The sequence below is a fragment of the Pseudomonas sp. NY8896 genome (assembly GCF_039634505.1).
This window is the reverse complement of the sequence record NZ_CP132350.1, coordinates 4,626,455-4,638,467: the sequence shown is the minus strand read 5'-3', so window position 1 is coordinate 4,638,467 and position 12,013 is coordinate 4,626,455. Positions and strand designations below refer to the sequence as shown.

Annotated in this window: 13 protein-coding genes; 8 read left to right on the top strand and 5 right to left on the bottom strand. The window is 52.9% G+C overall.

What is annotated here, in order from left to right; all coding sequences use genetic code 11:
* Window positions 1–111: 111 nt before the first annotated feature.
* Genes Q9451_RS20810 through Q9451_RS20800 form a run of 3 tightly spaced genes read left to right on the top strand, consistent with a single transcriptional unit; the run spans window position 112 to window position 2,295 of the window.
* Window positions 112–480, top strand: coding sequence for a hypothetical protein (locus Q9451_RS20810; protein ID WP_311165509.1), 369 nt, complete (start codon window positions 112–114; stop codon window positions 478–480).
* Window positions 405–950, top strand: coding sequence for a hypothetical protein (locus Q9451_RS20805; RefSeq protein ID WP_311165510.1), 546 nt, complete (start codon window positions 405–407; stop codon window positions 948–950). The genes Q9451_RS20810 and Q9451_RS20805 overlap by 76 nt, the downstream gene beginning before the upstream one ends.
* 37 nt (window positions 951–987) lie before the next feature.
* Window positions 988–2,295 carry a hypothetical protein gene (locus Q9451_RS20800; protein ID WP_345960722.1) on the top strand — a complete coding sequence of 436 codons (1,308 nt, stop codon included), beginning with the start codon at window positions 988–990 and terminating at the stop codon, window positions 2,293–2,295.
* Between the two features lie 156 nt (window positions 2,296–2,451).
* On the opposite strand, the gene grxC is transcribed toward Q9451_RS20800, so the two are convergent.
* The 3 genes from grxC to Q9451_RS20785 form a co-directional block, all read right to left on the bottom strand.
* Window positions 2,452–2,712: a glutaredoxin 3 gene (gene grxC / locus Q9451_RS20795; protein ID WP_280290913.1), complete on the bottom strand. Its 261-nt coding sequence runs from the start codon at window positions 2,710–2,712 to the stop codon at window positions 2,452–2,454.
* A gap of 49 nt (window positions 2,713–2,761) precedes the next feature.
* The gene (locus tag Q9451_RS20790; protein ID WP_311165512.1) at window positions 2,762–3,277 is read right to left on the bottom strand and encodes a carboxymuconolactone decarboxylase family protein; all 516 of its coding nucleotides are present in this window, start codon (window positions 3,275–3,277) and stop codon (window positions 2,762–2,764) included.
* Window positions 3,278–3,727: 450 nt separating this feature from the next.
* Window positions 3,728–4,585 (bottom strand): AraC family transcriptional regulator, encoded by an 858-nt coding sequence (locus Q9451_RS20785; protein ID WP_311165513.1) that lies wholly within the window; start codon window positions 4,583–4,585, stop codon window positions 3,728–3,730.
* Window positions 4,586–4,960: 375 nt separating this feature from the next.
* Here Q9451_RS20785 and Q9451_RS20780 point away from each other — a divergent pair, with 375 nt between their 5' ends.
* Both Q9451_RS20780 and Q9451_RS20775 read left to right on the top strand, forming a co-directional pair.
* Window positions 4,961–5,473, top strand: a complete 513-nt coding sequence (locus Q9451_RS20780; protein ID WP_311165515.1) for a DUF417 family protein — start codon at window positions 4,961–4,963, stop codon at window positions 5,471–5,473.
* A 288-nt stretch (window positions 5,474–5,761) separates the two neighbouring features.
* Window positions 5,762–6,724, top strand: a complete 963-nt coding sequence (locus Q9451_RS20775; RefSeq protein ID WP_345960721.1) for a YeeE/YedE thiosulfate transporter family protein — start codon at window positions 5,762–5,764, stop codon at window positions 6,722–6,724.
* A gap of 315 nt (window positions 6,725–7,039) precedes the next feature.
* Here the strand turns inward: Q9451_RS20775 and Q9451_RS20770 are convergent, their stop codons facing one another.
* The gene (locus Q9451_RS20770; protein ID WP_311165517.1) at window positions 7,040–7,744 is read right to left on the bottom strand and encodes a glutathione S-transferase C-terminal domain-containing protein; all 705 of its coding nucleotides are present in this window, start codon (window positions 7,742–7,744) and stop codon (window positions 7,040–7,042) included.
* 147 nt (window positions 7,745–7,891) lie between these two features.
* A complete protein-coding gene (locus Q9451_RS20765) occupies window positions 7,892–8,845 on the bottom strand; it encodes an AraC family transcriptional regulator (protein ID WP_311165519.1) in 954 nt (317 codons plus the stop codon).
* 180 nt (window positions 8,846–9,025) lie between these two features.
* On the opposite strand from Q9451_RS20765, the gene Q9451_RS20760 reads away from it, so the two are divergent.
* The 3 genes from Q9451_RS20760 to Q9451_RS20750 all read left to right on the top strand — a co-directional run bounded on the left by Q9451_RS20760 (window position 9,026) and on the right by Q9451_RS20750 (window position 11,608).
* On the top strand, window positions 9,026–9,622 hold the full coding sequence (locus Q9451_RS20760; protein ID WP_311165520.1) for a cytochrome P460 family protein: 597 nt from the start codon (window positions 9,026–9,028) through the stop codon (window positions 9,620–9,622).
* A 91-nt stretch (window positions 9,623–9,713) separates the two neighbouring features.
* Window positions 9,714–10,247, top strand: coding sequence for a cytochrome P460 family protein (locus tag Q9451_RS20755; protein ID WP_345960720.1), 534 nt, complete (start codon window positions 9,714–9,716; stop codon window positions 10,245–10,247).
* 407 nt (window positions 10,248–10,654) lie between these two features.
* The gene (locus Q9451_RS20750) at window positions 10,655–11,608 is read left to right on the top strand and encodes an AraC family transcriptional regulator (protein ID WP_311165522.1); all 954 of its coding nucleotides are present in this window, start codon (window positions 10,655–10,657) and stop codon (window positions 11,606–11,608) included.
* The last annotated feature ends 405 nt before the right edge of the window (window positions 11,609–12,013 follow it).

The window sequence follows — 12,013 nt, the reverse complement described above, 5'->3', positions numbered from 1 at the left end:
CCAGGACAGACTGGCTGAGCGGCTAAAAGTCCGACCCTTTTCGCTTTCACACCTACAATCTGTCAACTGTATGCGCTTAACCGATACCACTAAGCAAGGCGGTGTATTTCCATGGATTTGATGGTACTGATTCAGCAGGCGCTTGAAGCGTCAGGGAAGCTGCGAGACCTCTCGAAAAAGCTCGAAGATGCGGACTTCAAAATGATACTGGCGGATCTTCACAGCGCCTTGGCTGATGCGAAGCTTGAGTCTGGGGAAGTGAAGATGAAATTAGCATTGGCGCAAGAGGAGATAGTCAGGCTCAAGCAGGTGATTGAGCAGCGAGACAAAGGTAAACCCACCTACAATGTCAGCTCTAAAGGAATTTGCGAAAAACATCGCCAAGTGGAATATTCCATTGGTAAATGGAAATTAGCTATGACTGGATGGATCAGTACAAAGCAGGCCCCCTCAAGAAACTCAAGGGTTTCTGGCGTGTAGACGGCGTTTCACAGGTTGCTGAATCTGAGAAAGGATTAAAGGTGAGAATGGTGCTTTCTCGCCTGAAAGATGACTTTGCTGATCCTTATAGAATTGATGCCCGCCTTGGCACGCCGCCCAAGACCCTCACCCTTCATTCCAAATGGCTTTGCATCCTCACCATTGGGTCCGTCTGGCACTCGGGCAAATTCCATAGCAAGCCTGAGCCACTGAATGAGCTTCTGACCGTTGAAACAACACAGGGCTGCAATTACCCATATCAAAGAGCAGTAAAGCTTAATGACGCCTGGACCAAGGCTGGAATAGCGGCGGCCGATTTTCTGCCCAAGGATAACTACGAAGACCTTTACGCCACGCTATACGCCTTGATTCGGATCGTTGGCCACCCCGTTTACAAGTGGATGGTAGTTCCTGCTTCTGAGCTTCTGAGCTTCTACGATTCTACATGGGGGTCTCAGGAAGACTTTTAACAGCCGTCTTGAGAGGTGAGATGGGTGAGTTTTTAAAGTGGCCGCTCGGGGGGCGAACCAATCTAATCGTGGCAAGATTAATCTATACGAAATCAAACAGCTCAAAAGACTAGAGATTGAAGTGCTAGGGCGAGCACTTGCAAGCTCAGCCTTTAAAGAGGAAATTTTTGCGGTAAACAAGCGAATCACAAAAATCAGGGCGACCAACTCTCTGGGTGGTCCGCAATCTGCATTGGCCATTGACGTAAATTTTCCATTTAAAGGCGTGACGAATCTAAGTGTTTCCGGTCAGCCCATGCAGCTGGCTAATGATCAAGCAATCTTCGCCATGGAGATACATCACTGCACATTCCCTTTGGAGTTTTCATCACTAACCGTACATGGAGCTGGCAGCACGAAGGCTGAGGGTGGCGAAGCTGGTACACAGAATACCCACCAGCACTATGTCGTGTCTGATCATGATCCGGATGATGAAGATGACGAGATCGACGACACCGATACGGACGCGACATTACAGCACCGCGAGTTAGCACAAAGCGCCTCGCCATTCGCTGGAAGCTCCGAAGTAAACATCGACTATGACCGCGCCAACAAGGAGCGCTCTGGGAGCGGCTCTTCGTCTCCGACCGATACACCCGGCAATGGCCTGGGCATGGGAGACGGAGACTATAAATCGTCGTCAAAGGGGATTCTCTGCGTCGATGAATTTAAAACCCCAGAACCTTTGACCTCTTCTAAGTTATTAGAATTTCTTGAGATGATAGAAGAGTTTAGGAACAAAACCCGGCCTCAAGGATGGATCGCCACATCTATTGAGATAAATGGCGAAATCCCCATAAAAGTTAAGCGCAAAAAATCCGATCCACACGAAGAAGGCGACGCCGGTAACGCCAAGGAGAAGATCACTTCTTTTCCACCCATGGATAAGAGGCGAAAGTGGAATCTTGTAACATCAAAGGACGGGGTTCGAGCTCGACAGCTCGCCTGCATTGAGGTCTCCTCAAGCGTGAGGAGTGGTAGACTCTTCTATATCTTAGAGATTGAACTTAAAGATGAGGAGACTGGACAGTGCACGGCGATAATCAGAGACAGAAACTATCAGCAATTGACCTCGACTGAGATTAACAAACTACTGAAGCTCACCTGCTATCTGGGACGTTGGCCAAACCTGATTACGGACAAGTGGGATAAGAAGCGTCATCGGAGTCTTTCGGCAGACGTCAGCCGGACGATCATTATCTCCAAACTAATACACCCGAAGAATCGAAGCGTGTGGGTTGCGAAGTTAATAGGTCATATCAATCGTTGGATGAAGCAGGAAGAGCCCCCAATCCTCGAGGAGTAAGGGGCGACATCCAACTCACGATCTAGACGCGATGCTGGTTCTACACTACCCCTACTGTCGAGTGAAGTACGCCGTTCCCGTTGCGCGAGTTTGGCCGATGCAGCAGATGACCTTCACCGACGCCGGGTACGCCGGCAGGCAAGGTCGCGTTCCAGTTCAGCCAGCGCTCAGGAGGGGCAGCAATTCCCCCTTGCGATCCAGCGCTGCCAGGTCGTCGAAGCCGCCCACGTGGCGCCCGTCAATGAAAATCTGCGGCACGCTACGGCGGCCGCCGCTGCGCGCGAGCATTTCGGCAAAGCGTGATGGACTCGATTCGACATTGAACTCTTGCGGCTCGATGCCCTTGCTGCGCAGTAACGCCTTGGCGCGAACGCAGTAGGGGCAGGTACTGGTGCTGTAAATAATCACGTCGCTCATGGTTGGTTCTCCGAGTCTGCGGGCAGTAGAGCTGCCGGCAGGTTTTGCGTTATCGGGCTGCCGGGGGGAAGTCGATGTCGGTGACAGCGATGTTGTTGACGTAGTTGCTCTGGGTCATGACGCCAACTTCGGCCGCCACGGCAATCAGCTTCGTGTCGGAAAAACCGGCGGCGCGCGCAACGGCGATCTGTTCGTCGTTCAGGTGACCGCGCCCTTGGGCTAGCTGACGGGCCAGGACGGTCAGGGCATTCAGGCTGCCTTTGCGCGCTCGTCGGATCTCTTCGGGCGTCAGGCCGGTCTTCTCGCAGAAGGTATGCGCGGCCGGGCAGTAATCGCAGCCGTTGGACTCGGACACGGCCAGCGCGATGTACTCACGCTCTACGGCGCTCAGGGAGCCTTTTGCCAGGGCCTGGGATAACCGCAGGTAGCCGGCCAGCGCGGCGGGGGCGTTGGCGAGGGTCTTGAAAAATTTGGGCACGAAACCCACCGTTTTCTGCACGCCCGCGAGTAAGGGGAGGGCGGCGGCGGGAGTCTGGAGGGGGGTAAGGGCAGCGATGCAGGACATCAAGTATCTCCGGGCTAACAAAGTGCCGCGACTTGGACACGGGGCCAATTTACCCAATGAAATCGATCAATCGAGCGCAGAAGCTCTCTAATATGCGACTGATCGTCCAAACCTGATTTGAAGTGAGTGAGGAGCTGAGGAAACGCCGAACGAGTCCCACCCGATTTGCCGAAATCGTGCCGTCGATGAGTCCGAGCCCTGCCGCATGACCCAGATGAGCCTTTCCGATACCGAGTACGCCGGCAAACGTAAACAGACCTGGCGCGAGCGCTTTCTGGCAGAGATGGAGTAAGTGGTGCCTTGGGCCGGGCTGTTGATGCTGATCGAACCGTTCTACCCCAAGGCTGGCAATAGCTGCTTGCCCTGGGGCGCCAGCGAGCTGATGAGGTGACTCAGGTTGTCCATTTTCCCCATTGAACCGTTCAGCCCCCCCCGCGAAAGTTCCGCACTTCAGCGGCGAGCGCCCTCGTTCAGGGAGGCGCCATTCGCTCTGACGGACTTCATCCAGTCACGAGGATTCAAGCCAGTTCTGCGCCGGAATGCACGAGCCAAGGCAGAAGGGCTTTCATATCCCACCTGCTCGGAAATTAAGGCCATAGGGCGGCCTTCTCGCAACAGCTTCTGAGCAAGACTGATCCTCCAGCTCAACAGATACTCGGCCGGGGTCTGTCCTACGACATCCTTGAAATGCGCTGCATAGCTGGCCCGCGACATATTCGACTCGCCGGCCAGTTCCGAGATCGACCATGGATAATGCGGCTCTTCGTGAATTCTTACCAGCGATCGGGCAAGACGAACATCCGACAAGCCCGCCATCATCCCGGTTTTGAGCTGCTGATGATCAAGCAGATGTCGCAACAATTGGATGACTGTAAGCTCGAACAGTCGATCCAGTGTCGCGTGGCGACCGCAATGATCACCGGCAGCCTCAGCGAACAACCATTTAACCGTGTCTGAAAGCATCGGAAGTTCGCTCAGAGGCTGCACGATCAGATCAGGCAGCGACGCTGCCAATGGATTGTTCGCGCCGCCTGCGAACTCCAGAGATGCACATTGCAAGCGAGCACCGCCGGACTCAGTGCCAACCAACTGGTGCTGACTCGGCCGGGGAAAGAAAATCAGGCTCGGCTCGGTCAGAAGCAAAAGCGGCCGCCCCGCAATGGCCAACCCCAACTCGCCCTCCTGCAGCAGATGAATGTGCCCTCTCCGATTCGCTCCGTCGAACGAGCTCACCCCACAAAACCCACCGCTGTAAAATAGGTCGGCGCGGACACCGAATAGCGTCAATAGCGTGGATAAACGATCCATGGCTCACCTCAGTGTGGACGATCTGCAGCATATCATGGACTGACTGCATCCAAAATGATTGTTTTCCGTTGCATTATGGCACCGTACTCAACGTGCAATGCGCATCGTCACTGGAGGACGACGGTGTTACGTAATCCTGCACTCGCTTTGAAAAAGCTGCTCGATTCATACGTCAAACGATGCAGCAGTTGGAGCCAAGAAAACATCAGGGTTCACGCTTTTGCTGATGTTTTATAAGGCACTTCCTGTCACTCACTTGCTCATGAGTTCGATTCATTGCTGCACTAAAGGGCACATTTCGGAAAGGTCGTGCAAAAGGTGCACGATACACCGAAATAATCGGCAAAACATCCATTAATATTCCGGAGATACATTATGACAACCTCTACCATCAGCCACGTTAATGCACTCAGCCCCTTCAAAAAAGGTATAGGTGCACAAGTAACCCGCTTCGGAGTGGGGGGGGTTTATTTTGCCATGACCATTATTTACCTGTGGTTCGGCGGAATGAAATTTTCCGGGTATGAAGCGAACGGCATTCACGGGTTTGTCAGCAATAGCCCGCTTCTTTCCTGGATGTACAGCTTCATGAGTATTCAGGGCTTCTCGAACTTTCTCGGCGTTCTGGAGATTTCCATCGGCGTGCTAATCGCAGCTCGAATCTTCTCACCCAAGTTGTCGATTTTGGGTGGTATCCTGTCCGCCGGTCTGTTCATTACAACGCTGTCATTCATGTTGACCACTCCAGGTGTATTCGAACCTACTCTCGGCTTCCCGGCGATTTCAGTGGTTCCAGGCCAGTTCTTGCTGAAGGATTTGGGTCTTCTTGCGGCTTCTATTTTTATTGCCGGCACCTCGATTACTGCGCTTGAACAGGAAATCGGTTAGGGCGAAAGCGGTAAACGCTTAAAAAAGGCCTTCTAGTTTTACTAGAAGGCCTTTTTTGTTCAATGCTTTTTAAGCGATATCTCAGAAGATCAGACTGCAAAAAAACATAGGGATCTATACCAGCGTCAAGCCAAGTTTTAAGTGGGAAAGATTGTAAAGATCCATGGTGCGTGGCGGAAATACTTAAGGCAGTTAGCTTCGCAAGTGGTGTTTGAAGGTGTGCATAGCATTTCTGTTTGCAGGTGTGATTTGTTGCGTCTGGTAACTAATTAGCGGAGCGCATTCCTGATGGGCATGTTGGTCTTGAGCACTATCCTGGCATTCGTAACGGGTTTCGCGATCAAGCGGGGAAATATTTGTGCCGTGGCAGCGGTGCATCAATGGGTGGTACACCGTAATGCATTTCATCTAAGAGCGTTTATTACCGGCATGTGTTGTTCTGGGCTCATGCTTGTGGCCATTGCCTGGCTCTTTCCAGGCGCCGGCGGTATGTCCGCCGAGTACGCGGCGACACTAGTCACCGTAGTGGGGGGCGCACTCTTCGGTGTTGGAGCTTGGTTAAATAGGGCCTGCGTCTTGGGTACCATCGTATTTTTATCCAAGGGCGATCTAAACTATGTAGGCACACTATTTGGTATGTTTATCGGTGCGCTCATCGGCCAGTTCACGTATAAGCCGGCGTTGTCCACCAACGTTTCGCCTCTGCAGATGCCCACGTCGTTGGCCGTGAGCATTGTCAGTGTTTATGCGCTCGTTTTATTGCTGGACGTTTGGAGGTACTTTCGCAATCATCGGGTGACTGACACAACAAAACCCACTCGCCTAGATTCTTATTACCTTCTACCCATGATCATAGTAGTAGGAGCGTGCTGCGCGATCCTTCACGCGTTGAATGGAGAATGGACTTACCTGGCAATCCTTATTCGAATAGCTGAAGGTTTGGTAACAAATTCGAGCAAACCACAATCATCAGTCCTGATTTATTCAATCGCCACATTTCTCGGCGCCCTGTTGGCGGCAAGATACAGTGGCGAAATAAAACTGTACGCTCTGGATATCAGGTTAATTGCTCAACGATTAATAGGTGGTGCGCTTATGGGGTTGGCGGCTTGCATGATTCCTGGCGGAAATGAATCAATGATGTTCAGTGGTGGCCCATCATTGGCGATCCACGCAATAGTTGCCTATATATCAATGACATTGACATTGCTAATTGTGACCCATGTCTTTCAGCGCCGGGCTGATATATAGATAGGAAGTCAATATTTAAGAATGAGTTTCTTAAACAATTAGATTGACGGGGCATTGTCTTGAATGCTAGCTACTTCGCCGCCCGAGATTCATTGCGCGCGCCCTACCAAGCAGCGCTCGCCATGGCGGGCCCTGTGCGGAGACCGCTTAGTTTCAGTTTCGAGGGCTATCCGCAAAATAACCTCGCGACGCACCTGACCGATACGTCGATTAATTTGATCCAAGCTTGCGGTATAGGAGGAAAAAGCCTCGGTAATTTCGAGTTCGATTACAGCCTCAGGAATCTCGAAAGGTATGATTCATGCCGCCGGCCATTTATGGGACCGATGGGAAGTTCGAGGGAAAAAGTGCGCGCCGGGTCTCCTCATCATTTACCGTCTTAAATTCGACACCGGACGCGACCATCCGCGCGCGCTTGACAGCCGGCCTGGCATCAATCTGTTGGAACCAACGTATAATGTTCGGGTAGGGCGCTAACGGGTTCTCGGTGCCTTTCATAACTCGGGATGCTCTGTCTAGCCAGCCCCAGGCAGACATATCGGCTATAGTGTATTCACTGCCGACTATGAACTCCCGATCTGTCAAATGATCGTCCAAGACCTTGTAATGACGTTCAGCCTCGCGACGATAACGATTGACGGCGTAGTCCAAGCCTGCAGGTGCCGCATACTGGAAATGTACGGCTTGTCCCGAGAACGGACCTAGGCCACTTCCTAGAAATAGCAACCATGACAGGAGCTGTGGGCGATCGTGCGCTTGACCGAGGAAGCACCCCGTCTTCTCGGCGAGGTATATCAAGATCGCCGTGGAGTCGAAGAGTGTTGCAGGACGCCCGTCTGGACCATCCGGATCTACAATCGCTGGGACCTTGCCGTTCGGGTTGATCTTGCGAAATTCCGGGTCGTGCTGCTGTCCCTTGCTGGTATCCACCGGCACGACCTTGTAATCCAACCCAGCTTCTTCGAGAAAGAGCGCAATCTTGGCCGGATTAGGCGTCGGGTGATAATAGAACTGGATCATTTGCAATACCTCCTACTGGCAGTTTCAGAAATCCCAAACGGCATCGACTGGCAATGATTTCTTTGAAGTTTGTCCTCTCATCTGGCAAGTAGACTCCGTTGCATTCAGCAATGAAGATTGCACTCTTCGGTGCTGCTTTAGAAGATGCTACACTTTTCTACTCACGGAGTACGTCCGGCGATAGAGACTAGGGTCCATGCCGTAAAGTTGGCTAAATGCTTGTGAAAAATTACTCCTACTGGAGAAACCAACTCGCCTCGTGATCTCAGTTACTGGAAGTGAAGTAGTGATCAATAGTTCACTGGCGCGACGTAATCGCACCAACTTGACCAAGCTCATCGGCGATTGACCAAAAGCGGTCCGGAATGCGGAAGCAAAAGCCGAACGGCTCATGCCTGCGATTTGCGCGAGACTGTCTACCGTGTATGCGACGGCGGGCTGCTCAAAAATAGCGAGCAAAGCTCGACTTAGTCGCGTATCAGCCATAGCGGCCAACCAGGGTAATGGCGAGGAATCATTTTCGATCCAGCGCCGCAAGGCCAATATTAGACATTGCTTAAGCAATGCCTCAGTCAATACACGTGAACCGACTCCCGGACGAGCCGACTCCGCCAACAGCATCACAAATTGGTCCCGCAACCCGCCTGTATCACCAAAGTGGACAACCAGTGGCTTTCCCAAAGTGGCGAAAAGGTCCGCTCCATCAGCCAATCCGACGCGGAGCTCTCCGCACGCCGTAGTGACACCCTGCTGACCTTCTCCGGCGGTTACTGTCGGGACGGATTCCTGTACTGGCACCCCGTGCATGCGCGCCCTCCATTCAAGCTGCACCGGTTTTGGTGACGCGCTTTCAAGATGGTACGCAACTCCCGGTGGCAAGAGTACGAAGCTGTGCGGCTCAAGTTGAATGGATGGCCCTCCACGAACAGCCAATATGCCAGCCCCTTCCAGGCAATAATGCAGACTTGCTTTCTCACAGGAATCGAAGCGTATTCCCCAGCCGCTGCGTATGTCGCAAACGGTGAAATGGGTAACACCGATATCAAGTACTGCTAGCAAATGATCCAGGATCACGTGCGCCGATAAGAACGATTCGAGCATCTGGGTAAATACTAGTGCTGCTAGGGGATGACCGAAATTTAAGACCAATTTGAATGTTAATGCAACTAAATGAATAAAATCTGAAGTTAAAGACGAATCGGAACCTATTCGAGACCAATCGGCACGTCTGTAGGGTTAGCGTCACACCCCCTACCGTTCGTCGACTAGAAGGAGTTACCTATGCGTATTCCCTTGCTAATTGCTGTCGCGGTTTCCAGTTCTCTTGTCATGACCGCCGCACTCTCCCAGTCCTCATCTGAGGACGGGAGTATGCAGGCTAGAAAGCGATACCTCCCCGAATATACGATGTCGGGTGAGTTGATACTTCCGAAAAATTTCAATGAATGGATATTTGTTGGCTCTCCCCTTACTCCCAATGGGCTTAACGGCGGGAAGGCAAATTTTCCAGAGTATCACAACGTCTATATAGAGCCGGGGTCATACGAGATATACAAGAGGACCGGTGAGTTTCCGGAAGGAACAATTTTTTTCAAAGAGCTGCAGTTGACTATCCCGGGTGATAACCCGGATGGATCACGCACCGAGGCCTCCGGGCGGGGTTACTTTCCCGGGAAGTTGAATGGCGCCGACGTGACCGTAAAAGACTCTAAGCGATATGCCGACACTGGAGGCTGGGGTTACTTTAACTTCAACCACCATGAACCGAAGGCTGCAACAGCCAAGGCGAAGCCTAAGGCTGAATGTGCTTCCTGCCACATGGCGAGCGCCAAAAAAGACGACGTCTGGACACAATTCTACCCGCTGCTGGACAAGTGAAATCGTCAACAAACGTCTTCAGTTCACCAACACGAGGAACAGTACCATGAGAGTCGTCAGGCCCTTGCTTGCCGTACTGGCAGGACTATTCATGATAGTTGTCGTCAATGTCTACGGGCAGTCTGATATGCGCTCACCGTACGGAGAAAGCACCGCAGCCATAGTCGACGACAAAGGAAATATGCAAGTTCCCTCCAACTACCGGACCACCTATCAGGTATTGGGCACTTGGGCAGTTGCTGCGGACGGTAGTCCAGGCTCAAAGGAGATGCACGTGGTCTATGCATCTCCTGGAACCATCGCCGCATACCGTAAGGCTGGGCACTTTCCCGATGGCACTGTCCTCGTGAAGGAGGTGTTCAAGACGACAACTAAACCTATGACAACCGGAACAGTAAGCAGTGCTGGCACCCTAGCTGGCTGGTTCGTCATGGTGAAAGACGACGTCGGCCGATACCCGAATAACAAACTTTGGGGTGACGGATGGGGTTGGGCTTGGTTCGAGGCAACTGATCCCAAGAATACTAGCTCAACGGACCACAAGCTGGACTGTCAGGGCTGCCACGTACCGGCCCAAGCATCTGACTGGATTTATACCCACGGCTATCCACCTCTAAGCCAATAAACGAAAAGAGCCTCGTTGTGCAGAGGCTCTACACTCAGTAATTCGGCAGATGAGCTCATGTTGCTCCTTTGCAAAGCGTGATGCTGAATGGCTCTTCTGTCCCACCGAGGTTTCCTTCGAAGGGGCAAACGAGCGGTAAGCAGCTTTCCGCGAATTCCTTTAGAGGTCTTGCCTGCGCTGCTGAATTTGATGGCGGGTATCAAGAATGGTGCGCGCACTTTCATAGTTGCGAAGCACCGCAAGAGTTTCATTTCTACGGACAACATTGACCACTTGCTGTCGCGCTGCGTCGATACGAACGGTGCCGCTGCGATTAGATCGACTTTGATCGGCCGTTACCTAGTTCCAGAGCCTTGAGTTACGGCAGCTCTGCATAGTGAGCAAGCACTTCAAATTCCAGAGGTCCTATGCCCCATATCGACTGGTTGAGCCATCTCCTGCAAATGATCACCATCACCGGTCAGTTGGAAGTGCGCTGTGTCTACGGTTCGCCATGGCGAATGGTTTGGGCTCAGTCCTCGGCGCACGAGATTCCCTACCACGTCGTGCTCAAGGGCCGGGCCATTATCGAAGTTCCGGAAAAGGAGACGGCCAGGGAGCTGGGGAGTGGAGATATCGTGCTGTTGCCGCGCGGGTCGGCGCACGTGCTGCACGATGGCAGCGGACATGCGCCAGGGCTTACCTGCAATCGCCAAGGTTCAGCTAGATCGAGGCACTGCGAGAATGATGGCCAGGGCGAGCATCTGGACCTGTTGTGTGGACGATTCTTTATCGGACCGCCCCATGATCGGCTGATTCGGAATTTTCTACCCTCGAGTCTGGTGGTACGGGTCATGGACAGCCATGGTGAAGAGGACATCGAGCCCGCTTCGAATCATCTGGCTAGTCTCTTGGGGCTGTTGCGCATGGAGTCCACAGGCGACAAACCCGGTAGATATGCCATCCTCAATGCGCTTAGCTCGGCGCTGTTTACCCTAGTACTGCGTGCGGCAAGTGAATCCGCGCAAGTCTCGACGGGCTTGGCGCTGACCAGCCGCCCACGGTTGACCCCGGCAATTTCGGCCATGTTCGCCGATCCGGCGCGACCATGGAACCTGCCTGATCTGGCTGACTTGTGCAGCATGTCTCGCGCCACCTTCATGCGGCACTTTCAGGACGCGCTGGGGCGCTCGGCCGTCGAACTGTTGACCGATATCCGGATGAGCCTGGCCGCGAACGAGTTGAAGAAGCCTGCGATGACCACCGAGGCGGTGGCCGAGTCTGTCGGATACCAATCCGTATCGGCATTCCGGCGTGTGTTCACCGACAGGATGGGGATGACACCGGGGCAATGGCGCAGTCTAGTAAACGAAGTCGAGTAATTCCCTCCACTTTCGGTGTGTAGCCCGGACGAGGCGCTAGTCGCCCATATCTTCAGATAGTCCTTTTCCGGGGACTCGATCCTGAATCGTTTGATAGCTGTGCTTGATATCGGTGTTATCCATTCCCCGATTTGCGCCTTACGTAGCTGCGGGTAGCGGGCTTCGACTTCTGAGAGACGGCGAATCTCGCATTAATTCCAGGGAGGCACCGGCGCACTAGCTGTTCGAGGTGTGCCGCCCATTCCAAAAACCATTCCGGTGGGAAGCGCGCCGTGAACGACGCTCTGCAGTTCCGCGGTTTAGCGATGGCTTGACACGTTCTCTTGATCCTTTTGAGCATTTTATTGAGCAAATCGCGTCTCGATATCAGCATCCGGCAGACCTAAAGTGGAGACACCTAATCAC